Here is a 19,991-nt window from a genome sequence, read left to right on the forward strand (position 1 = left end):
TTGGGAACGATTTTAGATCAAATACTGGCTGAAAAAAGAAAAGAAGTCATCGTGCTGAAACAGGAAATTATCGATGCTTCAGAAACCGGAAGCAAACGCTCATTTATTAAAAGGCTTGCGTCAGGCAGCGAACTGGCTGTGATTGCTGAATTCAAAAGAGCCTCACCATCAAAGGGCGATATAAATACCGGACAAAATCCGAAAGACCAGGCATTATTTTATAAAAAGTATGGTGCGGATGCGATTTCCGTTTTAACAGATAATAGGTTTTTTAAAGGCAGCTTCGCTGATCTTTCAGCTGTCAGAGAGACAGTCGACCTTCCTATTCTCTGCAAAGACTTCATTGTAGACGAGGTGCAAATCTTAAAGGCAAAAGCATCAGGGGCAAACCTGATTTTACTCATTGCTGCTGCCATGGATGCAGAACGGCTTCAAGAGCTTTTTGATTTTGCTGAGGATGAAGGCCTTGAAGTATTAATGGAGGTTCATAATGAAGAAGAACTGGAAAGCGCGCTGAAAACCGGGGCACAGCTGATCGGAGTCAACAACCGGAATTTAAAAACCTTTGAAGTGGATTTGAGTATAACAGAAAAACTTGCACCGCAAATAAAGAAAGCGGGAATATTTCTGATCAGCGAGAGTGGAATTAAGTCGGAAGACGATGTGCGGCGTGTCATTGCAGCAGGAGCAAACGCCATCCTTGTCGGAGAAGCATTTATGAAAGCAGAGAACCTGGAAGGGCTTTTGAAGGCCATGAAGCTTCCTTTGCAGGGGGCTGTAAGACAATGAAGGTGAAGGTTTGCGGAATTAGTGATATCAGCACGGCACTTTCTGCGATAGATAGCGGTGCTGATGCCCTGGGATTTGTTTTTGCTGAAAGCAAAAGAAAAATTACACCCGAGGCGGCAGGCGAAATAATTAAAGAGCTTCCCCGGGACGTTTTAAAGGTCGGAGTATTTGTGAATGAAACGAAAGAAAACATTGAGGAAATAGCCAGTATTTCAGGGATCAATGTCATTCAGCTTCATGGAGATGAAACGCCGGAATTTTGCAGCTCATTCTCTTTGCCGGTTATAAAAGCTCTTAGCATTGGCTCACATGATGATCTATCTAAACTGGATGAATATGCATGTGAATACGTTCTTCTTGATAGTCCAAAAGGAAAATATCGGGGCGGCAACGGGGCATCGTTTGATTGGTCAATTCTAAACAAAAATTCAATGCATGATAAAAAAATCATCCTCGCAGGAGGGCTCAATCCTGAAAATGTGGGGGAAGGAATTAAAGCCGCCAATCCTTTTATGGTTGATGTAAGCAGCGGGGTTGAAACGGAAGGAAAGAAAGATCCCGAGAAAATAAAAAGATTCATAGATAACGCTAAACGTGTGGAGAGGGAGGAAGTAAAATGAACGCAGCTTATACATTGCCTGATGAACGGGGTCATTATGGGACATATGGAGGCAGGTACGTGCCTGAGACACTTATGCAGGCCATTCTTGAATTGGAGGAGGAGTATAAGAAAGCACAAGCTGATGAAGGTTTTCAAAAGGAACTTCAAGGTTTGCTGAAAGACTATGTCGGACGTGAAACTCCTCTGTATTTTGCAGAAAACCTCACAAAACAAGCCGGCGGTGCGAAGATCTATCTTAAAAGAGAAGATTTGAATCATACAGGAGCCCATAAAATCAACAACTCACTCGGCCAGGCTCTATTGGCGCAGCGAATGGGTAAAAGAAAAATCGTAGCTGAGACGGGGGCAGGGCAGCATGGAGTTGCAACAGCAACTGCCTGTGCGCTTTTAAATCTTGAATGCATTATTTTTATGGGTGAAGAGGATATCAGGAGACAGCAGCTGAACGTCTTTAGAATGGAACTGCTTGGAGCGAAGGTTGTAGGTGTGCAATCAGGAAGTGCCACACTTAAAGATGCAGTCAACGAAGCACTCCGCTACTGGGTGACGAATGTCGAGGATACCCACTACATTCTGGGATCAGTCATGGGACCTCATCCTTTTCCAATGATTGTCCGGGATTTCCAAAGTGTTATCGGAAATGAGACCAGGGAGCAATATCTTGAAAAAGAAGGCAAGCTCCCTGATGCAGTTGTAGCCTGCATTGGCGGAGGAAGCAATTCAATGGGCATGTTCTATCCTTTCATTAAAGATGAAACGGTCCGTATGATTGGGGTCGAAGCGGCGGGATTGGGAACAGATACTGAAAAACATGCTGCCTCTTTAACAAAAGGAACTCCCGGAGTTCTGCATGGGGCATTAATGTATTTACTGCAGGATGAACACGGACAGATTCAGGAAGCCCATTCCATCTCAGCAGGCCTGGATTACCCTGGAGTAGGGCCGGAGCACAGCTATTTGAAAGACAGCGGAAGAGCCGAGTATGAATCGATCACAGATGAAGAGGCGCTCGAGGCGTTACAGCTTTTATGCAAGCTGGAAGGCATTATTCCTGCGTTAGAAAGCTCTCATGCGGTTGCATATGCATTAAAGCTTGCACCGCAAATGAAAAAAGACGAAGGCCTTGTTATCTGTCTATCCGGCAGAGGGGACAAAGATGTAGAAACTGTGAGAGCAAGATTAGGAGGGAAAGGACAATGAACCGGATTGAAAAAGTTTTTCAGAACCTAAAGCAAAACAATGAAAAAGCGTTTGTGCCATATATTATGGCTGGCGATGGAGGCTTGGAGACACTGGCTGAGAAAATTACATTCCTCGAAAAAGCGGGAGCAACAGCCATTGAAATCGGGATTCCGTTTTCGGATCCGGTCGCAGATGGGCCGGTAATCCAGCAGGCAGGCATTCGCGCATTAGAAGCCGGAACAACACTTAGGGGCGTATTAGCTGCAATTGCGGAAATCCGGCCTATTGTTCACATCCCTCTTATTTTTATGACATATATGAATCCGATCATGGCCTATGGCATTGGCAACTTTATTTCTGATGCCTCGGCATCAGGGGTGGACGGCCTAATATTGCCTGATCTACCTGCAGAGGAAGAGGAGATTATTGCACCAATTGCTGAGAAAGCCGGAATCGAGATCATCCGGCTTGTGACACTAACCAGTCCATTAGAAAGGATACAGGAGATTGCAGCCAAAGGGAAAGGCTTTTTATACGCTGTAACTGTTAATGGCATCACAGGTGCAAGAAAAGGATTCAAAGATGAACTCGGAAAGCATTTGGAAAGGGTTAAAGAGGTAAGTCCGATTCCGGTATTGGCAGGCTTCGGAATTTCGGAGCCTGAGCATGTCAAAGAAATGAATCAGCATTGTGACGGGGTAATTGTTGGAAGCAGGATCATAGAGCTTTTACAAAGTGGTGAGTTAGCAAAAGTCGAAGAGCTGATCGCTTCATCTAAAATAGAAGAAATTAAACTGTAAAACAAAAGCTTTCTCCTTAATGGAGAAGGCTTTTTATTTGATTATGCCGTTATTTAAAATATTTGTTGTAAAGGTTGACATGCAAGGTGAATACTTTATAATTACAAGTAATCCGAGTAAATTAATGAGATTTATAGGAATAGGTGATCTTGAATGTTCATTGAGATAAATGATGTAAATAAACAATATAACGATAAAGAAAATCGTCCTGTTGACGTCCTGAAGGATATTAATCTATCGGTTGAAAAAGGCCAGTTTGTCTCCATATTAGGACCTTCAGGATGCGGAAAGTCAACTCTTCTTTCAATCGTCGCAGGGCTGACAAAAACAACTTCAGGCGAAATTCAAATCGATGGAAAAACCATAACAAAACCCGGAAAAGACAGAGGAATGGTTTTCCAGCAGGCAGCTTTATTTCCCTGGCTGACAGTCATGGAAAACGTCACGTTTCCGCTAAAAAAAGAAATGAAGAAGAAGGATGCAGAGGAAACAGCGTTAAAGTATCTGCAAATGGTTCAGCTGGGAAAATATATATCCCATTATCCTCATGAGCTATCCGGAGGAATGCAGCAGAGGGTAGCGATCGCAAGAGCACTTGCCATGAACCCGGAAACACTTCTAATGGATGAACCATTTGGAGCACTTGATGAACAGACCCGAACGCGATTGCACGGACAGCTGGAAAACATTTGGACTGAAACGAAAAAAACGATTCTTTTTGTTACTCACAGCATCTCAGAATCTATTAAACTGTCAGATCGGATCATTGTAATGGGGACAAAGCCGGGAATCATTTTACAGGATATAACGGTTGATATTCCCAGACCCCGTGAGGAACATAAGAAAGAAATGCTTGAAATTGAAGACCATATTATGAAATACCTGAAAAAGGAAATTGATAAAGTTGTCAGTGAGGAGCTCCAATATGCAAACAGCCATTAAACGGATCATATTTTTTGCAGCCATCATTGCTTTCTGGGAAATTGGATCACGGCTTGAGCTCTGGCATCCTCTGATTTTCCCTTCACTGTCCAGTGTATTCAGTGCTCTTGTTGAAGGGTTTCAGGATAAAACACTAATCTATGATTTAATTGCAAGCTTTAAGCGGCTCGCAGTCGGTTTAACGATCAGCCTTATTATTGGGACCCTAATTGGAATTCTTTTAGGGAAATCCAAAACTGCTGATGAAACACTGGGTGCTGTCATTCTTGCTTTGCAAAGTGTACCAAGCATCGTGTGGCTGCCGATCGCGATCATGTGGTTCGGCTTGAATGAAAAGGCAGTTATTTTTGTGACCATACTTGGCGGTACATTTGTAATGGCTCTGAACATGAGAACAGGCATAAAAAACGTTTCACCATTATATATCAAAGCAGCTCAGACAATGGGTGCAACTGGAGTTGACTTATTCACAAGAGTCATCTTTCCAGCATCCATTCCTTACGTAGTAACCGGCTCCCGTCTTGCCTGGGCATTTGCCTGGCGGGCACTGATGGCTGGTGAGCTTTTAAGCACAGGACCTGGATTGGGCTACACACTTCGATATGCTTCAGACTTTGGAAGAATGGACATCGTAATCGGTGTCATGATTATTATTGGAGCAATCGGAATGATTGTCGACCAATTCATATTCCAGCGCATTGAAAAATCTGTTATTAAAAAATGGGGACTTGAGTCTTAAATTTGGAGGGATATTTATGAAAAAGGCGTTTTCATGGGTTGCTGTATTATTTATGTTCACCGGGCTGCTTGCGGGCTGCGGATCATCTGAGAAAAGCAGCGGTGAGGAAGACAAGATTGTCATCGGTTATTTTCCTAATATCAATCATGTGCCGGCAATGGTTGCGAAAGATCAGGGATATTTTGAAAAACAGCTTGGCGATGGAACGAAAGTCGAATATAAAACATTTGCTGAAGGCGGTTCCTTCATGACCGCTCTGAAAACGGGCGACATTGATGCAGGTCTTGTAGGACCCGGACCAGCCATGAACAATTTCTCCACCGGTGCTGATGTTAAAATTATCGCGGGTGCTTCAACTGGCGGAACCGTTGTCCTTGCCAGAGAAGGAGTAGAAATCAACTCCCTGGAAGACTTCCAGGGAAAAACATTTATCACGCCTGGTGTAGGCTGCACACATGATGTTCAGTATGAAACATATCTTGAAGAAGCCGGCATCACATCAGCGCGCATCGGCGGTACTATGAAGCATCTAACAGGAAACCCTGCACAATATGCAAGCATGCTGAAAACAGGTAAAGTCGATATTGCAGTTGCTCCAGAACCGTGGGCAGCCGTCATCGAACAGGAAACAAACGCAGAAGTGGTAATCGGATGGGATGAAGTATCCTTTGGTGAAACACTTCCGGCATCCGTATTAGTTGCAACGGGCGACGCAGTGAAGAACAGCCCGGAAAAAGTACAGAAAATCGTTAATGCACATAAAGATGCCGTAAAATTTATCGAAGAAAATCCTGAAGAAGCAAAAGCCATTACAATCAAAGACATTAAAGAAGTGACCGGCCAGGAGCTGGAAAAAGAAGTAGTTGACCGCGCCTGGGAAAGAATTGGGTTCACTTACGATGTTGATGCAGACACAATCCAGGAATTTGCAGATTCATCCTACACGTTAAAATTCCTGAAGGATAAACCGGAATTCAGTGAACTGATTGCGAAGAACTTTATTAAATAAGCATATTTGGACCGGAGCCCTGATGGGTTTCGGTCTATCTTGTGTTATAGGGCGCGCAGAAGGAATCCCTCTGAGCGTAACTCACCGGAAGCCGCGCACAAAAACAACATTCCGGCGCAAACCCGAAGCCAGTCCGCGCACACAAAACCAAGCAATCGGCGCAGAAAGAACCCAGCAGGAGGCTCCTCAGGCGGTGGAGGAGCCGGCCGGGGCTGGTGAAAGCGGAAAAGAGCGGGGGCATCCCTGCTCTTTTCTGTTATTTTATTCCAGTTACACAAACGGTTAATACGGGCCGGGCCACCTTATATGAAATGGAAATGGAATGGAACCCTGCAGCCTCCATATCAGCTTTGATTACCTGCCCCAGATTTTTGGCAATGGTTTCATCTGCTCCTTCTTCTCTCGGCTGAACCGTGATCGCAATAATTCCGTCTTTCTCAAGCATCTCATGGAGATGCTGAAGAGACTCTCTTGGTTTTGTCCATAGGGGGTAATTGTTGACTGAAAATATCTTATTATACTTTTTATCCGGAAAGTAATCGTGAACATCTTTAACGAACAATCTGACCTTTCCCTGCTGAATATAATCATCGTTCAGTTTGGCTGCAGCAGCCTTCATATCTTCGGATACATCGACTCCATCCGTCTCTGCATGGCGCCAGTGATCCATAATATGCTTAATGCTGTAGCCGGGGCCAAAGCCAACCTCTAAAATAGAGTCCCTGCGATTAATCTGTAATTGTTCTATTGTCCATTTGTTAATCTTGCGGTTTTCAAAGTACATGATTTTCCCGGCAAGCTTTCCCAGTAATCCTTCTGGCTTCTCAAATTGTTTTCCCAAAATATCGAACATGTCCCTCACCTCGGTGTTTAATACTTATATTTAGTCTCTTTATAGAGGTTCTAAACCTATTCCGTAAAATGGATAAATAATTTTTAACTGGAAAAGGTACTATTATGAATTAAGATTGGAGGAAGACCGGTGATTTATGGCGAAGATCAATACCGAAAAGATTTAAACCGGTATATTGGAAATATTGATGATCAAATTCACTCACTTTCCAAAACTCTTGAGGAATTCAGCTGCTGTATTTTATCTGATTTCGAAACCTTGCAGAAGACTGTTGCAGAAGCCCACACTATTGCTTCGACATATTATCTGCAGTCATATTTAGCCCCTTTTGCGAAGGAATATTCACGCTTATCACTCGCTGCCCAGCATCTATCTGAAAAAAGGCATGGAGGGCTGATTGTTGTAGAAAGAAGACAGCCGGTTGAAGAATATTTACATAACGGGACGCCGATAGGAGCAAAAGTAAGCCATACACTGATTGAAACAATCTTTTACCCGGGAAACCCGCTGCATGATGGAGGTACATTAATAAGAGGAGACATCATAGTTTCTGCAGGAAGCATTCTGCCTCTTACAAGAAAAACCATTGAAGGAAAGAAACTTGGGACAAGGCATAGAGCGGCAATTGGCATCACTGAAAAATCAGACGCAGTTGCCATAGTGGTTTCAGAGGAAACAGGCCGCATTTCTTTTGCAGCAGATGGCCAGCTATATACAATACGCACTTAAAAATCCCCCTAATACCGGGGGATTTCATCTTAGTTATTTCTTATTAATTTGTTTTCCGCTTTTTTTCTGGCTTTGAGATTTATTGTTTCCCGCCTGAAACTCGCTTCCGAGTTCAACATCGTTTCGCTTATCCTGTTTTTCAATTTGGGCTCTCGTTTGATTTGGATTTTGTCTGCCTTGTTTTGTCATATTTCATTCCTCCCTTAAAATAGATGACAGTCTTAATATGTGCTATAACCGGGAATAGATGAACAATATATTTTAAAATTTACTTAGAGAGGTGATTATAGTGTGCGAAAGGTTTACTTTAACGGAAACAATTCATAAACTTCAGCTGCTGTTTGGGTTTGAATATGCAGAAGGAGAGGTTTTGCCCCGATATAATATTGCCCCGAGCCAAAATATCTTAACAGTCACTAGTGACGGCAAGCAGCGGATCGGCAGGCAGATGAAATGGGGGCTGGTCCCTTTCTGGGCGAAGGATGAAAAAATAGGTTACAAAATGATAAACGCCAGAGCGGAAGGCATCGACACGAAACCAAGCTTTAAAGCTCCCTTTAGAAGCAAAAGGTGCTTAATCCTTGCAGATGGCTTTTATGAATGGAAGAAAACCGAAGAAGGAAAGCAGCCTTACAGGTTTATTATGAAAGGTGAACAGCCTTTCGCTTTTGCAGGAATTTGGGATATCTGGTATAAAGGCAAAGCTCCTTTATTAACCTGTACAATTATTACAACGGGGCCTAATGAAGTAACAGAGGAAGTTCATGACAGAATGCCGGTCATCCTAAAGGAAAGTGATTTTGAGGATTGGCTGAATCCCCGTTTTCAGGACACCGAATACCTGAAGTCTTTACTTGAACCTTTCCCGGCTGATAAAATGGATAAATATCCGGTATCAGCCAAAGTGAATTCACCCAAAAATGAGCTGGCCGAGCTGATCTCTCCCCTTAATAGCCTATAAAACGGACGCGCGATGCGTCCGTCTCATTATCCTCTGCTCACAAACATCGGAAGCTCCGTGTGGCCCATTTCCCGATATTAGAAAAAGTTTATAGCTGGCAGGGATTTTGTGAAATTAGTGGAATTATTTAACAGGGGAAGATTTGGAAGAATCTCTATATTACAGAGGTATTGTTCATAAGGGGGGAGATTTAAAATGGGGAAAAAAAAGAAAAAAAAAAGCCATGTGCCATTTAGGGTCAATTTATTGTTTTTCTCTGTTTTTGTCTTATTTTCAGTATTAATATTAAGGCTTGGTGTAGTTCAGATTGTAAATGGCGAGACATACAAAAAAGAAGTAGATAGGACGGAGGATGTCATCGTATCAAACCCGGTTCCAAGGGGAAGGATGCTTGACCGGAACCATCAGGTTATCGTGGATAATATCCCAAAGAGTGCGATTACATATACTAACCGGAATGCCAAACAGGATGAAATGCTTCAAGTGGCAGAACGGCTGGCTGTTCTTATTGATAAAAAGACCGATAAAGTGACCGAACGAGATAAGAAGGATCATTGGATCTTAAAAAACCCGGAAGCTGCCCGGGAAAAAATAACTGAAAAGGAATGGAAGCTTTTTAAAGAAAAAAAACTGGATGATAAGCAAATCTATAAGTTGCAGCTAAAAAGAATCACAGAAGAAGACCTGAACCAGCTGAGCAAGCAGGACCTGGAAGTGCTGGCAATTTTCAGGGAATTCACGAGCGGCTATGCGATGACACCGCAAATTGTTAAGAATGAAGGTGTATCACAAAAAGAATATGCGGCGGTAAGTGAGAATCTTCAATATCTTCCAGGTGTCAATACAACCACTGACTGGGACCGGACTTATGCTTTTGATAGTACGCTCCAGACAGTGCTTGGGAAGGTTACGGATTCCAGCGAAGGGCTGCCCCAGGAGCGGCTTGATTATTTTCTGTCCAGAGATTACAGCAGAAATGAACGTGTTGGAAAGAGCTATCTGGAAATGCAATATGAAGATGTTCTACATGGCCAAAAATCAAAGGAAAAGCTTATTACGAAAAAAGGGGAAATTCTCGGAAGTGAATTAGTTTCTGAAGGCCAAAGAGGCAAAGATCTTGTCCTGACGATTGATATGGACCTTCAGAAAGCTGTGGAAGAAATATTGGAAGAGGAAATTTGGGCTGCCAAGGGGACCCGGGGAACTTATTTAATGGATCGTGCATTTGTTGTCCTAATGGATCCGCATACAGGTGAAGTTTTGACAATGGCAGGAAAGATGATAGGCAAAGATGATAAGGGCAAAACCGTTCTGCAGGATTATGCGCTGGGTACGATTTCCTCTTCTTACAATGTGGGATCTTCTGTTAAAGGGGCAACTGTTTTAACAGGCTATAAAACGGGTGCAATTACACCCGGAACGACCTTTTTGGATGCGCCCATGAAAATTGCGGGAACCCCGCAGGTGAAAAAATCCTGGTTTAACTTTCAGGCAATCATGAACGAAACAAGGGCGCTGCGAATATCCTCAAACGTATTTATGTTCAAAACAGCCATTGAAATTGCGGATGCGCGATATGCTTATGATCAGCCTCTTGGATTTAATAATCCAAATGCATTTGAAGATATGAGAGAATCCTTCGGCCAATTTGGACTTGGAGTCAGAACAGGCATTGATTTGCCAAATGAGGCAATAGGCTATGAAGGTCCTCTCAGATTGCCGGGCTTCCTATTAGACCTTGCAATCGGACAGTATGATACTTATACTCCGATGCAAATGGCCCAATATATATCAACGATCGCAAATGGAGGCTACCGCATTCAGCCGCGCCTTGTAAAAGAAATCCGGGAGCCGGCAACGGAGCAGGAGGAACTTGGTCCAATCTGGAAGGATATTCAGCCGGCTGTATTAAATACGATAGATGTAAGTGAAAGAGAACTAAACACTGTCAAAGAGGGACTAAGACAAGTAATGCAGCATCCTGAAGGAACTGCCTATAGAAGATTCGCGGATGCCCCATATTCCCCGGCAGGAAAAACAGGTACTGCGGAAGCATTTTATGACGGACCCCTCAAAAAAAAGGGTGATAAATTAATCGATGTAATGAATTTGAGCCTTGTTGCCTATGCGCCGCATAATAATCCTGAAATCGCCATGTCAGTCATTGTACCATGGGCATACCAGGGAAGAAGCGGGCATACTGCCAATTATGAAATTGGCAGGAAAGTATTAGATAGCTATTTTGAGCTGAAAAAGAAGCAGAGGTCCGGAGCAGAACAGGAACAATCTGCCGAAGAATCCTAATTTTTGCGGCATAAGTTGGCTGGAAAAAAAGCCTTTCCTTATTGGGAATGGCTTTTTTTATACCTGAATTTATTTTTAAAGTGTTTAAGTTTTTCTTTAATCAAGATCGGTTTGTCATTTCTTCCAAAGACCTTGCGATTAACCATAAATTGAATTGTTTCTTCCAGAATAGCGAGGATAATAATAGGGATGAAGATTACCAGAATCCAAAACCACATGCCTCTGCTCCTTTCGTCTGATTGCATTCATTTTATTTATATTCAGGTATGTACAAATAATGATGTAAATGGGAAAATAACCCATGCGCTTTTTGACTTAACCATGTCCTGGTTGTTTTCTTATATAACCTATTATTACTGAAATAAACTTCTGCTTCTTTCAGGTTCTGTGTAGTTTAATGAAAGGGCATTCGGGAAAATAGGTTAAAAAGGAGGTTCCAGCCATGAAAACAATAAATGTAGAGCTTCAGTATGATAATCAGGAATTGAATAATAATCAGACCAAAATATTCGATCAATTGAAGAACCAGCTGGAAGGAACAGGATTTAAAGTGGTAACGATTATGGAAAATGATCAATATCTAAAGGAGAATTCCGGCCTTCCAAATCAAAAGAAAAATAAGGTTCTGCCATCCCAGCCTGAAGGAGCAGAACCTGATATTAATTCCAGCGGTGCGGGAGGCATGGTTTCCCCTGATTCCAGTGAAAGTAAATACTCTGAGTAAGACCATGAGCCTTAGTTTAGTCACATAGCGGACTAAGGCTTTTTAAGATACTCCTTCTATAAGCAGAAAACAGTTTACCTAATAAAAGCAGAGGAGATGAAAATTATGGACCAAACAAAAAATACCTATTATATAGATATTGAAAATGCGCAGATTTACACCGAACCGGTAGAAGCTGCCGAATGGCAGTTTAAAATATTTGCTACTGACGAAGAATTGGCTCAGTTAAATGAATACATTAACGAGAATTATGATGCAGATCTTAAAACATTTGCCCGAGCCCATGTACCATTCCTGGAGTACCACAAAGAATCGAAAAATGATGAGTACGATGCATCCATGGAAGGCATATATAAAATGATTTATGATCTGGGTGATGATGAAGCCAGGAAACATATAAAAGGAATGGGAATATTGTAATCGGAAAAATGCAGCTGGTCTTTAAGCGGACTGGCTGTGTTTAAATAAAATTATCCATAAAAAGAACCGTCATTTCTGTTTTCATCAGAATGACGGTTTTTATATTTGTTCCTGTATAGTTGCTCTTTTTTAGTTTTTGTTTTCCTTGTACGCATGTCGCTAAACACAAATGGGCTTCGACTGCATTCAGGGTTTCTTTTTCCCTCACGCACTGCTTTTTCCCTTACCTTCTTTGCAGATGATTTAGCCATATTATCAGCTCCTTTTGTTAGGATTGTATCATTAATTTCTAGATAATTCCATCCCCGTCAGACAACTTTACTGCCAGTCAAAAAAGGCCATGAGTGGTCTTTTTTGTCAGCATCTTTATCCTTTCCGCATCTGTCATTTCTCAAATTTTTTTAAGATAGGGGAATTTTCCCCCTCGAATGGGGAAGTTCCCCGATATGGAAAAACTCCTCCCCCTTTTACAATAAGGTTAAGGTAATTGTTTGTGAATGAGGAGGAGTTATTATGCAGGCAAAAGCTGCAGTCAATCAAAAACCAGGGAACACATTAAACAATGCGTTTGCATCACATTTTGCCAAGTCGATGTTTTTATCTGTAACAGCATTAGCTATTCTTTCTTTTATTGGCACTAGAATGTTTACACATGTAGATTTAAACCTGTACGGATATATGGTCGGCACGATTGTGTTCATTGGAGGGTTTTTCTATAGATTCATCGCCTGGGGTGAAAGGCCGCCAACAAAGCTTATTTTGAAAAAAGGATTGAAATTGTTATTTAGAAAGTCAACGCCAAAGACATCTGTTGAGCATCTTGCAACCTACAATTTTATCTGGAATAGGGGAATTTACCGATGGACTCAGCACGTGCTGATCGGCTGGGGCTGTATCTTATCCTGCTTCGTTACATTCCCTCTTGTTTTTGGCTGGATGTATTTTACGATGGATGACAATGGTCATTACAACATTATTGCAATGGGCATGAAGGTAATGACTGTCCCAGCGGATGGCATTATCGCCAACCTTTCTTACAACGCCCTGAATATTACAGCAGTAATGGTAATCGCCGGTGTTTGCATGGCACTTTACCGCCGTCTGAAAAATATGCAGGCAAGAGCAGAGCAGAAATTCCTGTATGATTTTCTGCCTTTATACATGCTGCTTCTGGTTAGCATCACAGGGCTGGCTTTAACCTTTATGAATATCTTTTTACACGGTGCTGGACAGCCGGCAATGTCACTGATCCATCAGTGGTCAGTTATCATCACACTGATTTACCTGCCTTTTGGAAAGCTTGCACATATTCCTTTCCGGCCAATGAGTGTTTTGGCAAGAAACTACCGGGAACATTATGCCGAGCAGGGCATGAAGGAATGCAAGGTCTGCGGAGATCAATTTGTTTCAGTTGAACAATCAAAAGATGTCGTCGATGTACTCGGCGTGAACGCTATCGAATTTAAGGCAAAGGAAGGGCATCATCTTGCAGAAATGTGCCTGCCTTGCAGAAGAAAGTACCGGATTGCACAATTTTCCGGATTCCCTACTCATGAAGTGAAGGTCAAGGAGGCAAACCAGAATGCAAAGGGATAAGTTTTTTAAAGAAATTGAGAATCTAAACCATCCAAATGAAAAATTGATAAAAACACACTGCAGCTATTGCGGCATGCAATGCGGAATGAATTTGAGGGTTAATACACAGACAAATAAAATCATCGGGGTTGAACCCCGTTATGACTGGCCGGTTACTGTCGGCAAGATGTGTCCGAAAGGGGTTACTGCCTACCAGCAGACCAACCACAAAGACCGCCTGCTGAAGCCGCTGATCCGGGATGATGCTTCTTTGAAAGGAACGGCAGAAGGATTCCGTGAAGCAAGCTGGGATGAGGCATATGATTTGATCGCCAAAAAATTCAAAGAGCTTCAGACAGAATACGGAAAAGATTCACTCTCCGTCTTCAGCGGAGTTTCCATGACAAATGAAAAATGTTATCTGACAGGAAAGTTTGCCCGGGTTGCTCTGGGTACACGCTATATTGACTATAACGGCCGATTCTGTATGTCCAGCGCTGCCGGCGGATTCCTTCGTTCTTTCGGAGTAGATAGAGGCTCAACATTGCCTTGGACAGATATTCATGAAACGGATTGTCTGTTTATCGCCGGAAGCAATACAGCTGAATGCCATCCAACTTCCATGTTCCGTATTTGGAACGTTCAGGAAAGAGGCGGTTATATCATTGTGGTGGATCCCCGTGAAACGCCAATTGCAAGAAGGGCTGACCTGCATCTTGATTTGCAGCCTGGAACAGACCTTGCACTTGCAAACGGGATTGTAAATCAATTAATCGAAATGGGATATATAGATGAAGAATTTATTAATAAACATACGAACGGCTTTGAAGAAACAAAGGAACTGGTAAAGGATTTCACCCCTGAATATACAAGCATGCTGACTGGTGTAGCGCCGGAAAAAATCATCCGCGCTGCCGAAATATACGGAAAAGCTCCAAATGCGGTAGTGATGTTTGCGCGGGGTGTTGAACAGCAGCATAAGGGTGTTGATAATGTTTCTGCTTATACCAATATGGCGCTTGTTACTGGAAAGATCGGCCGCCCTAAAGCAGGAGTAGCCACATTCACAGGACAGGGCAATGGACAGGGCGGAAGAGAGCATGGGCAAAAATCAGATTTGCTTCCAGGCTACCGGAAAATTACAAACCCAAAACATGTTGAAGAAGTATGCAGCGTTTGGGGAATCACACCTGAAGAAATGCCGCAGCCTGGTGTATCTGCTTATGAAATGATTGAACTGATGGAGCAAAAGACGATTCGCGGTTTATACCTGCTATGTTCAAACCCAGCAGTATCTGCACCGAACCTGAATTTTGTCAGAAAAGCATTTAAAGCCTTGGATTTCATGGTCTGCTCCGATTTCTATCTTTCTGAATCGGCAGAATTTGCAGATGTGATCCTGCCAGCAGTTACCTGGTCAGAAGATGAAGGGACAGTAACAAATATTGAAGGACGTATAATAAAAATCAACAAAGCACAGGAGCCTGTTGGTGAATCAAAGCCGGACTGGCAGATTCAAGTGGAGCTGGCTGAGCGGTTAGGCAGAGGAAAATATTTCTCTCACCTAAAAACAGCCAGAGATGTTGCAGATGAGTTCAGGCTGGCAACCAAGGGCGGCTATGCTGATTATTATGGTGCTACATGGGATAAGATCGATAAGCAGGATGGGGTATTCTGGCCATGCAAAGACGAAAAAGATGAAGGAACACCGCATATGTTCCTTGATAAAAAGTTCTACCATCCGGATGGCAAAGCAAAGATATGCGCACTGCCGTACCGTCCGCCAGCGGAAGAACCATGTGAAAAGTATCCGCTTCGCTTAACGACTGGCCGGGTGGTTTATCACTATCTATCAGGGAATCAGACCAGAAGAATTCCATTCCTTCATGATATGTGTCCGGAACCATATGTGGAAATCCATCCGGAAACAGCATCAACATATAATATGGAACATGAAGAAAGAGTCCGTTTATTTACAAGAAGAGGCGAGGCTGTTTATAAAGTCAAAATTACGGAAGCCATCCGCAAGGATACGGTCTTTGTTCCATACCATTTTGGACATGAAGACTCTATTAATCTATTAACGATCGCAGCATTAGATCCAATATCCCGTATGCCTGAGTTCAAGGCATGTGCTGCACAGCTGGAAAAAGTCGAATTAAAGAAGGTGCAATAAATGAAGAAGAGGCTGTATTTGGAACTTGAAAACTGTATAGGATGCCGTTCTTGTCTGGCAGCATGTACACAATGCGGGGGGCATGAGGAGCGCAACAGAAACTATGTGTATGATGTAAATCCTCTTGTGAACCGGCAGACAATGCCTCTCATGTGCCTTCACTGTGAAAATCCGGCATGTGCGCGAAGCTGTCCTGCCCAGGCCATTCAGATTCATGAGACAGGCGCTGTGTTATCTGCACTCGTCGAAAAGTGTATTGGCTGCCAGAACTGTACAATTGCCTGCCCATACGGCATACCGAAATTTGATCACGAGCAGAACCTAATGTACAAATGCGATCTATGCATTGATCGTACAAAAGATGGAATTCCTCCTATGTGTGCGAGTGTGTGTCCATCCAATACATTGCAGTGGCTGACAGATGAAGAAATTGAAAATAAGAAGAAGCAATTTAACCTTGATAACGGCAAATGGGTTACAAGCATGCCATATCTTGAAGGCGAAACAAACGTAAAGGTCAATCTGCCGGGAATCCTGCAGGGGATTACAAAGCTGTTTTAGGAGGGATTAGGGATGTCTGATAAGAATAACAAGATTCCCTTTAATGAAGATAATTATACGCACAATATCGAACGGAATAACGAAAGAAAACTGGATAGACGGGGATTCATGAAAACTTTGGTTGGAGCGGCCGGTGTATTTGCGGTTTCCTCCCTTCCCTGGGGGGCGGTAGCTGCCAAAGAATTAATGGGTCTAGGCGAAAAGGAATATCCTCATAAGAAAATAACCGAAGTAAGCAACCTGCCAATCGGCGATGCAGTGGAGTTCAAGTTTCCCGGAGATCATGATGATGCAATTTTAATCCGCTTATCTGAGAACAAATATGTTGCCTATCAGAACGCGTGTACACATTTGCGCTGCCCTGTATTTTGGGTGAAGGAGCAGGGTGAAATGATTTGCCCTTGCCACCACGGCAAGTTCGATGTGGAAACTGGTGCGCCAACTGCAGGACCGCCAAGAAGACCGCTGCCGGAAATTCAGGTTAAAGTGGAGAATGGATCAATCTATGCTGTGAGGGTGAAGCGTTATGAAGCGTAAATACCTTGGAGTCATTATTTTGGCCGCGATTTTAATGATGAATATTGTCTTTACTCAATATATGGTCCACCAATATTATTACGAAAACTATGAAAATGTACTGATTTTCGGCGGGCTGAATATTGTTCTTTTTCCCCTGGCTGTATTCGCTTATAAAAAGACGATTAACATGAGGGCGTGATTTATATGAACAGTGAAACATATCTTGATTTTTGTTTTGTAAGGGAACGATCTGGGGATTTTGCTCCGGAACTTGATCAGATCCTCTCCGAACTCTTTAAGGGAGTCCGCCTCAACTGGTACTTGGATGAAAAGTCACATGATGGGATGGACATTGTTGTAGCAGAGGTAAAAGGCATGAGCAAATGGCAATCGGAAGAGGAAACCATTGAATTTATAGAAGAAAATGCAGGAGAATCCTTCTGGAAATATCTTCAGGGATACCAGATGTATGTTTACCCTGCCAAAAGAGGGTGCGGCAGCTGTGGAGCACATTAAAAAAGAGGATCTGGATGGATTTGTCCGGGAGAAGGTTCAGGTGGCAATCTTAGATGAAGATGGAAGTGACAAAGCACCATTTGTTCCTAAGATAATTGAAAAAACCGGACTGTGTCCTGATGGAACACACTTGCGGATTTATTTTGATAAAATGAACTTTTTTGCAGTTCCGCTGACCTCCTCTGTAGAAGCATCCGAGACCCAGTGGGCTGCAATTGATCAGGAAGCCGGATTAAAATATGTAATTAAGAAGAGAGCGTGAACAAAAATGATAAGAAAAATACAGCTTCCATTGCAGACATTAAACTTAGTTGCCGGGTTTATGGTTTGGGTGCTGATATCCTCTCTAATGCCATTTATAAAGGAAGATATCAATATTCCAGCCGATAAGCTTGCCCTTGTAACAGCTGTTCCGGTCATCCTCGGATCGCTGCTCCGCATACCTCTGGGATATTATGCTAATCAGTTTGGCGCCAGAGTAATCTTTATGCTGAGCTTTATCCTTCTATTATTTCCAGTCTATTATATAAGCATAGCAGATTCTATTACTGATTTGCTTATCGGGGGATTATTCCTCGGCCTTGGAGGAGCGGTATTCTCTGTTGGTGTTACTTCACTTCCGAAGTATTACCCAAAGGAGCGCCATGGGTTTGTAAATGGCATTTACGGGGCAGGGAATCTTGGAACAGCCATCACTGCCTTTGCAGCACCAGTTGTTGCCACAAAATTTGGATGGTCCCTAACCGTACAGATTTACCTTGTTCTGCTGGGGATTTTCATTGCGGCTAACTTCTTCCTGGGAGATAAAAAAGAAGTTAAAGTACAGACTCCGCTTCTTGAGCAAATAAAAGGGGTCTATAAAAATGAAAAACTATGGCTATTGAGCTTATTCTATTTTATTACCTTTGGATCATTTGTGGCATTCACCATTTATTTGCCAAACTTCCTTGTAGCTCACTTTGAACTTGATAAAGTTGATGCAGGATTAAGAACAGCAGGTTTCATTGTTCTTGCAACTGCTATGAGGCCAATAGGCGGATGGCTGGCTGACCGTTTTCACTCTTTAATTTTGCTGATGTTTGTTTTTGGCGTCTACACCATTTCTGCGGTGATACTATCACTATCTCCTTCAATCACATGGTATACATTTGGATGCTTAAGCATTGCTCTATCAGCAGGAATTGGAAACGGGGTCATATTTAAGCTTGTGCCAATGTACTTCCAAAAGCAGGCCGGTATCGTAAATGGAATTGTGTCTGCGATGGGCGGTCTGGGCGGATTTTTCCCTCCGCTGCTTTTGACTCTCCTATTTAACATTACAGGCCATTATGCAATTGGTTTTATGGCATTGTCACAGGTCGCGCTTGCCAGCCTGATTCTGGTTGTTTGGATGTATTACCAGGGAAGGATGGAAATTGCGAGCCAGGTGATTGATCATACAATCGAAGGTATTCTGGTGACAGATAAGAACGGAAAAATTATTTCTGTAAACCCTGCTTTCACAGAAATTACCGGTTATAGACAAGAGGAAGTAGTCGGCAAAAATCCGAGTATCCTTAAATCAGGAAGGCAGTCTAAAGGCTTTTACCAGGACTTGTGGACTTCAATTGAAAACAATGGATTCTGGCAAGGGGAAATATGGAATTCCCGCAAGGATGGGGAAGAATATCTCCAGTGGCTGACCATTAGCGCGATTAAAAATGACGCCGGAGATGTAGTCCAATATGCAGGCATGTTCAGTGATATTTCCAGCCATCGGGTAAAAAAAGCTAAATAAAAGCAAAAAAATAAATTCAATAGGAGGAGGGATGAAATGGAAACCCAGCCAGCAAAGAAAAATATCAGTTCATATATTATTCAGTCTCAGGAAGATGAGATCAAGCGAATTGCCCTGGAGCTTCACGAAGGGGTAGGGCAGACGCTTTACAGTCTATACACAGGCATGCAGTTCATTCAGACAGCTGTCGGTCAGCCGGAGATGAAGGGCTATATAGGGGATATGGCACAAATGATGGAGAAAACAATTCAGGAAATCAGGCTTCTGGCTGTGGAATTGCATCCCCCTGCTTTAGGAACCCTCGGTCTGCTGCCGGCCCTGAAAAGTTATCTGAAATTATACACTTCCACCTATGGAATCATTGTTGATCTTCAGAATGTGGGAAAGGAAGTGCAAATCAGGGAACAGGAAAGGATTACACTTTTCCGTGTTTGCCAGGAAGCCCTGGCTAACATAGCAAGATATGCTGACACAATGAGTGCAGGTATTATTCTTCGGTGGAAACCGGGAAAGCTTTCAATCACTATTAAAGATAAGGGGAAGGGCTTTGATGTAGATGCCGCAATGAAAAACTCAGCTGGCATTGCTGCCATGATGGAGAGAATGCTATTAATCAACGGCAAATGCGTCATCAGCTCAAAAATCGGTGAAGGGACTTCAATAGATATCACCCTTCCGTTATACTAAGATTATACTTAACAAGGGATCTGCATACAGCGGCTCCCTTGTTGCCTATTACAGATTTTTATCGCAGTCTAACGGGCAGTAAGACCCCCACTTCAAGACTCAGAGG

Annotated in this window: 25 protein-coding genes; 21 read left to right on the forward strand and 4 right to left on the reverse strand. The window is 42.8% G+C overall.

The window, feature by feature from the left end; translation table 11 throughout:
* The 7 genes from trpC (at position 1) to BFI01S_RS12870 (ending at position 6,083) form a co-directional block, all read left to right on the forward strand.
* Positions 1-789, forward strand: a complete 789-nt coding sequence (gene trpC / locus BFI01S_RS12840; RefSeq protein ID WP_061792974.1) for an indole-3-glycerol phosphate synthase TrpC — start codon at positions 1-3, stop codon at positions 787-789.
* Positions 786-1,409: a phosphoribosylanthranilate isomerase gene (locus BFI01S_RS12845; RefSeq protein WP_061792975.1), complete on the forward strand. Its 624-nt coding sequence runs from the start codon at positions 786-788 to the stop codon at positions 1,407-1,409. Before trpC ends, BFI01S_RS12845 begins: the two co-directional genes overlap by 4 nt.
* Positions 1,406-2,611 (forward strand): tryptophan synthase subunit beta, encoded by a 1,206-nt coding sequence (trpB, locus tag BFI01S_RS12850; protein WP_061792976.1) that lies wholly within the window; start codon positions 1,406-1,408, stop codon positions 2,609-2,611. The genes BFI01S_RS12845 and trpB overlap by 4 nt, the downstream gene beginning before the upstream one ends.
* Positions 2,608-3,393, forward strand: a complete 786-nt coding sequence (gene trpA, locus BFI01S_RS12855) for a tryptophan synthase subunit alpha (protein WP_061792977.1) — start codon at positions 2,608-2,610, stop codon at positions 3,391-3,393. The genes trpB and trpA overlap by 4 nt, the downstream gene beginning before the upstream one ends.
* 153 nt (positions 3,394-3,546) lie before the next feature.
* Positions 3,547-4,335, forward strand: a complete 789-nt coding sequence (locus BFI01S_RS12860) for an ABC transporter ATP-binding protein (RefSeq protein WP_061792978.1) — start codon at positions 3,547-3,549, stop codon at positions 4,333-4,335.
* Complete coding sequence (locus BFI01S_RS12865; protein ID WP_061792979.1) at positions 4,319-5,074, forward strand: ABC transporter permease; 756 nt, start codon at positions 4,319-4,321, stop codon at positions 5,072-5,074. The genes BFI01S_RS12860 and BFI01S_RS12865 overlap by 17 nt, the downstream gene beginning before the upstream one ends.
* 16 nt (positions 5,075-5,090) lie before the next feature.
* Positions 5,091-6,083 (forward strand): aliphatic sulfonate ABC transporter substrate-binding protein, encoded by a 993-nt coding sequence (locus BFI01S_RS12870; RefSeq protein ID WP_061792980.1) that lies wholly within the window; start codon positions 5,091-5,093, stop codon positions 6,081-6,083.
* 256 nt (positions 6,084-6,339) lie between these two features.
* Here the strand turns inward: BFI01S_RS12870 and BFI01S_RS12880 are convergent, their stop codons facing one another.
* On the reverse strand, positions 6,340-6,936 hold the full coding sequence (locus BFI01S_RS12880; RefSeq protein WP_061792982.1) for a class I SAM-dependent methyltransferase: 597 nt from the start codon (positions 6,934-6,936) through the stop codon (positions 6,340-6,342).
* 129 nt (positions 6,937-7,065) lie between these two features.
* Here BFI01S_RS12880 and cdaS point away from each other — a divergent pair, with 129 nt between their 5' ends.
* A complete protein-coding gene (cdaS, locus tag BFI01S_RS12885; protein ID WP_061792983.1) occupies positions 7,066-7,665 on the forward strand; it encodes a sporulation-specific diadenylate cyclase CdaS in 600 nt (199 codons plus the stop codon).
* Between the two features lie 33 nt (positions 7,666-7,698).
* On the opposite strand, the gene BFI01S_RS23410 is transcribed toward cdaS, so the two are convergent.
* Positions 7,699-7,854 carry a PIN domain-containing protein gene (locus BFI01S_RS23410; protein WP_169799763.1) on the reverse strand — a complete coding sequence of 52 codons (156 nt, stop codon included), beginning with the start codon at positions 7,852-7,854 and terminating at the stop codon, positions 7,699-7,701.
* A gap of 100 nt (positions 7,855-7,954) precedes the next feature.
* Between BFI01S_RS23410 and BFI01S_RS12890 the strand changes: the two genes are divergently transcribed.
* Together BFI01S_RS12890 and BFI01S_RS12895 are read left to right on the forward strand one after the other, a co-directional pair.
* Positions 7,955-8,626 carry an SOS response-associated peptidase gene (locus BFI01S_RS12890; RefSeq protein ID WP_061792984.1) on the forward strand — a complete coding sequence of 224 codons (672 nt, stop codon included), beginning with the start codon at positions 7,955-7,957 and terminating at the stop codon, positions 8,624-8,626.
* Between the two features lie 195 nt (positions 8,627-8,821).
* Positions 8,822-10,930, forward strand: a complete 2,109-nt coding sequence (locus BFI01S_RS12895) for a peptidoglycan D,D-transpeptidase FtsI family protein (RefSeq protein ID WP_061792985.1) — start codon at positions 8,822-8,824, stop codon at positions 10,928-10,930.
* 38 nt (positions 10,931-10,968) lie between these two features.
* On the opposite strand, the gene BFI01S_RS12900 is transcribed toward BFI01S_RS12895, so the two are convergent.
* Entirely contained in the window at positions 10,969-11,148 is a 180-nt protein-coding gene (locus BFI01S_RS12900; RefSeq protein ID WP_061792986.1) for a hypothetical protein, read from the reverse strand.
* A 224-nt stretch (positions 11,149-11,372) separates the two neighbouring features.
* Between BFI01S_RS12900 and BFI01S_RS12905 the strand changes: the two genes are divergently transcribed.
* Both BFI01S_RS12905 and BFI01S_RS12910 read left to right on the forward strand, forming a co-directional pair.
* Entirely contained in the window at positions 11,373-11,654 is a 282-nt protein-coding gene (locus BFI01S_RS12905) for a hypothetical protein (RefSeq protein ID WP_061792987.1), read from the forward strand.
* A 105-nt stretch (positions 11,655-11,759) separates the two neighbouring features.
* The gene (locus BFI01S_RS12910) at positions 11,760-12,074 is read left to right on the forward strand and encodes a hypothetical protein (protein WP_061792988.1); all 315 of its coding nucleotides are present in this window, start codon (positions 11,760-11,762) and stop codon (positions 12,072-12,074) included.
* Positions 12,075-12,124: 50 nt separating this feature from the next.
* Here BFI01S_RS12910 and brfA read toward each other — a convergent pair whose 3' ends face one another.
* Complete coding sequence (gene brfA / locus BFI01S_RS12915) at positions 12,125-12,325, reverse strand: ribosome rescue factor BrfA (protein WP_061792989.1); 201 nt, start codon at positions 12,323-12,325, stop codon at positions 12,125-12,127.
* A gap of 262 nt (positions 12,326-12,587) precedes the next feature.
* Here brfA and BFI01S_RS12920 point away from each other — a divergent pair, with 262 nt between their 5' ends.
* The 9 genes from BFI01S_RS12920 to BFI01S_RS12960 are packed head-to-tail and all read left to right on the forward strand — an operon-like array spanning position 12,588 to position 19,885.
* A complete protein-coding gene (locus BFI01S_RS12920; protein ID WP_061792990.1) occupies positions 12,588-13,670 on the forward strand; it encodes a hypothetical protein in 1,083 nt (360 codons plus the stop codon).
* Positions 13,657-15,825 (forward strand): molybdopterin oxidoreductase family protein, encoded by a 2,169-nt coding sequence (locus BFI01S_RS12925; RefSeq protein WP_061792991.1) that lies wholly within the window; start codon positions 13,657-13,659, stop codon positions 15,823-15,825. Before BFI01S_RS12920 ends, BFI01S_RS12925 begins: the two co-directional genes overlap by 14 nt.
* The gene (locus BFI01S_RS12930) at positions 15,826-16,386 is read left to right on the forward strand and encodes a 4Fe-4S dicluster domain-containing protein (protein ID WP_061792992.1); all 561 of its coding nucleotides are present in this window, start codon (positions 15,826-15,828) and stop codon (positions 16,384-16,386) included.
* A 12-nt stretch (positions 16,387-16,398) separates the two neighbouring features.
* Positions 16,399-16,923, forward strand: coding sequence for a Rieske (2Fe-2S) protein (locus tag BFI01S_RS12935; RefSeq protein ID WP_061792993.1), 525 nt, complete (start codon positions 16,399-16,401; stop codon positions 16,921-16,923).
* Entirely contained in the window at positions 16,913-17,104 is a 192-nt protein-coding gene (locus BFI01S_RS12940) for a hypothetical protein (protein ID WP_061792994.1), read from the forward strand. The genes BFI01S_RS12935 and BFI01S_RS12940 overlap by 11 nt, the downstream gene beginning before the upstream one ends.
* Before the next feature lie 5 nt (positions 17,105-17,109).
* Complete coding sequence (locus tag BFI01S_RS12945) at positions 17,110-17,421, forward strand: hypothetical protein (protein WP_061792995.1); 312 nt, start codon at positions 17,110-17,112, stop codon at positions 17,419-17,421.
* The gene (locus BFI01S_RS12950; RefSeq protein ID WP_061792996.1) at positions 17,408-17,683 is read left to right on the forward strand and encodes a hypothetical protein; all 276 of its coding nucleotides are present in this window, start codon (positions 17,408-17,410) and stop codon (positions 17,681-17,683) included. Before BFI01S_RS12945 ends, BFI01S_RS12950 begins: the two co-directional genes overlap by 14 nt.
* A 6-nt stretch (positions 17,684-17,689) precedes the next feature.
* Complete coding sequence (locus tag BFI01S_RS12955; protein WP_061792997.1) at positions 17,690-19,198, forward strand: MFS transporter; 1,509 nt, start codon at positions 17,690-17,692, stop codon at positions 19,196-19,198.
* 36 nt (positions 19,199-19,234) lie between these two features.
* Positions 19,235-19,885, forward strand: coding sequence for a sensor histidine kinase (locus BFI01S_RS12960; RefSeq protein WP_061792998.1), 651 nt, complete (start codon positions 19,235-19,237; stop codon positions 19,883-19,885).
* Positions 19,886-19,991 lie beyond the last annotated feature (106 nt).

The sequence above is a fragment of the Cytobacillus firmus NBRC 15306 genome, from assembly GCF_001591465.1.
Classification (GTDB): domain Bacteria; phylum Bacillota; class Bacilli; order Bacillales; family Cytobacillaceae; genus Cytobacillus; species Cytobacillus firmus.

Coding starts and splice junctions, on each gene's coding strand:
- BFI01S_RS12845 (WP_061792975.1), top strand. CDS start 786: ATGAAGGTGAAGGTTTGCGGAATTAGTGATATCAGCACGGCACTTTCT.
- trpB (WP_061792976.1), top strand. CDS start 1,406: ATGAACGCAGCTTATACATTGCCTGATGAACGGGGTCATTATGGGACA.
- trpA (WP_061792977.1), top strand. CDS start 2,608: ATGAACCGGATTGAAAAAGTTTTTCAGAACCTAAAGCAAAACAATGAA.
- BFI01S_RS12860 (WP_061792978.1), top strand. CDS start 3,547: ATGTTCATTGAGATAAATGATGTAAATAAACAATATAACGATAAAGAA.
- BFI01S_RS12865 (WP_061792979.1), top strand. CDS start 4,319: ATGCAAACAGCCATTAAACGGATCATATTTTTTGCAGCCATCATTGCT.
- BFI01S_RS12870 (WP_061792980.1), top strand. CDS start 5,091: ATGAAAAAGGCGTTTTCATGGGTTGCTGTATTATTTATGTTCACCGGG.
- BFI01S_RS12880 (WP_061792982.1), bottom strand. CDS start 6,936: ATGTTCGATATTTTGGGAAAACAATTTGAGAAGCCAGAAGGATTACTG.
- BFI01S_RS23410 (WP_169799763.1), bottom strand. CDS start 7,854: ATGACAAAACAAGGCAGACAAAATCCAAATCAAACGAGAGCCCAAATT.
- BFI01S_RS12895 (WP_061792985.1), top strand. CDS start 8,822: ATGGGGAAAAAAAAGAAAAAAAAAAGCCATGTGCCATTTAGGGTCAAT.
- BFI01S_RS12900 (WP_061792986.1), bottom strand. CDS start 11,148: ATGTGGTTTTGGATTCTGGTAATCTTCATCCCTATTATTATCCTCGCT.
- BFI01S_RS12905 (WP_061792987.1), top strand. CDS start 11,373: ATGAAAACAATAAATGTAGAGCTTCAGTATGATAATCAGGAATTGAAT.
- BFI01S_RS12910 (WP_061792988.1), top strand. CDS start 11,760: ATGGACCAAACAAAAAATACCTATTATATAGATATTGAAAATGCGCAG.
- brfA (WP_061792989.1), bottom strand. CDS start 12,325: ATGGCTAAATCATCTGCAAAGAAGGTAAGGGAAAAAGCAGTGCGTGAG.
- BFI01S_RS12920 (WP_061792990.1), top strand. CDS start 12,588: ATGCAGGCAAAAGCTGCAGTCAATCAAAAACCAGGGAACACATTAAAC.
- BFI01S_RS12925 (WP_061792991.1), top strand. CDS start 13,657: ATGCAAAGGGATAAGTTTTTTAAAGAAATTGAGAATCTAAACCATCCA.
- BFI01S_RS12930 (WP_061792992.1), top strand. CDS start 15,826: ATGAAGAAGAGGCTGTATTTGGAACTTGAAAACTGTATAGGATGCCGT.
- BFI01S_RS12935 (WP_061792993.1), top strand. CDS start 16,399: ATGTCTGATAAGAATAACAAGATTCCCTTTAATGAAGATAATTATACG.
- BFI01S_RS12940 (WP_061792994.1), top strand. CDS start 16,913: ATGAAGCGTAAATACCTTGGAGTCATTATTTTGGCCGCGATTTTAATG.
- BFI01S_RS12945 (WP_061792995.1), top strand. CDS start 17,110: ATGAACAGTGAAACATATCTTGATTTTTGTTTTGTAAGGGAACGATCT.
- BFI01S_RS12955 (WP_061792997.1), top strand. CDS start 17,690: ATGATAAGAAAAATACAGCTTCCATTGCAGACATTAAACTTAGTTGCC.
- BFI01S_RS12960 (WP_061792998.1), top strand. CDS start 19,235: ATGGAAACCCAGCCAGCAAAGAAAAATATCAGTTCATATATTATTCAG.